At 63.0% G+C, this 1,182-nt stretch carries 1 protein-coding gene; it reads left to right on the forward strand.

All coding sequences use genetic code 11. From position 1 onward, the window contains the following. The first annotated feature begins 215 nt into the window (after window positions 1-215). On the forward strand, window positions 216-1,163 hold the full coding sequence (locus ABIB80_RS39320; protein WP_007591328.1) for an IS110 family RNA-guided transposase: 948 nt from the start codon (window positions 216-218) through the stop codon (window positions 1,161-1,163). The last annotated feature ends 19 nt before the right edge of the window (window positions 1,164-1,182 follow it).

Raw genomic sequence — 1,182 nt, forward strand, 5'->3', positions numbered from 1 at the left:
CCCACCCTTGTAATAGCGCGATCAGTTATTCTCGACCTGTTCCGTGAGGAATGGCCTGCCGCGGTTTGCACCCCGCGACAGGCCGCTGATGATCGGATCGAGCCCACCCAGAGCAGTTTGTGGCTGCCCCGTAGCGTGATCGCGTCAGCACCTTCATCGGACCCGGATGGTTGCCGGAACAACTTGGTTCGCTTCACAAGGCAGGGTCGACGAAGATGACACAGACTAACATAACGACGGCCGGGATCGATACGTCCAAGGCCAAGCTGGACGTCGCGGTTCATGGTCGAACCGAGCGCTGGCAGGTCGCCAATGCTTTGCCGGGTTGGCGCGCTCTGGCAGCAAACCTGGCCAAGGCCGGCGTCACACGGATCGGGATCGAGGCCACTGGCGGCTATGAACGTGGCGTGGTGGAGCATTTGCGATCGGCCGGCTTTACCGTGCTGTTGCTGCAGCCGCTTCAGGTCAAGGCGTTCGCCAAGGTCCATTTGCGCCGGGCCAAGAATGATGCGCTCGACGCCGTATTGATCGCTGCCTGTGCTGCGGCGCTCGATCCCCCTGAGATCGCGCCGGATCCGCGATTGACGGAATTGGCCGACTATCTGACCTTTCTTGAGCAGATCGAGGAAGACATCCGGCGCTTCAAGACCCGTCTCGAGCACATCGACGAGCCTGCGTTGCGACGCATCGTCGACAGCGACATCACCCGGTTGAAGGCACGCAGGGCGGCGCAGATCCGTGACATTGCCAAGCGCCTTCGTGCCTACGACGATCTGGCCAAGCGGCTCAAGCTGGTGCTGAGCGTTCCCGGCATCGGCGAGCGGACGGCGCTGGCGATCGTCATCCGCATGCCCGAGCTCGGTCGCGTCAGCCGGGAGCAAGCCGCAGCCCTGGCCGGGTTGGCTCCCTTCGATGCTGACAGCGGACAGCACAGAGGGCAGCGCAAAATCGCCGGAGGCCGCAGCCGCCTGCGGCGCTCCCTATTCGCCGCCGCCCTTCCAGCTGCCTTCCGTTGGAACAAGGCTCTGATCGCGCTGTATGCCCGCCTCATGGCAAACGGCAAAGTCCATAACGCAGCGCTCATCGCCTGCGCCCGCAAGCTCCTGATCTACGCCAATACTGTCGTGCAACGGGGCACGCCCTGGATCGAAAAAGCCGCCTAGCCTTTAATGGTTGCTACGG

The sequence above is a fragment of the Bradyrhizobium sp. i1.15.2 genome (assembly GCF_040548425.1).
Lineage (GTDB): Bacteria > Pseudomonadota > Alphaproteobacteria > Rhizobiales > Xanthobacteraceae > Bradyrhizobium > Bradyrhizobium canariense.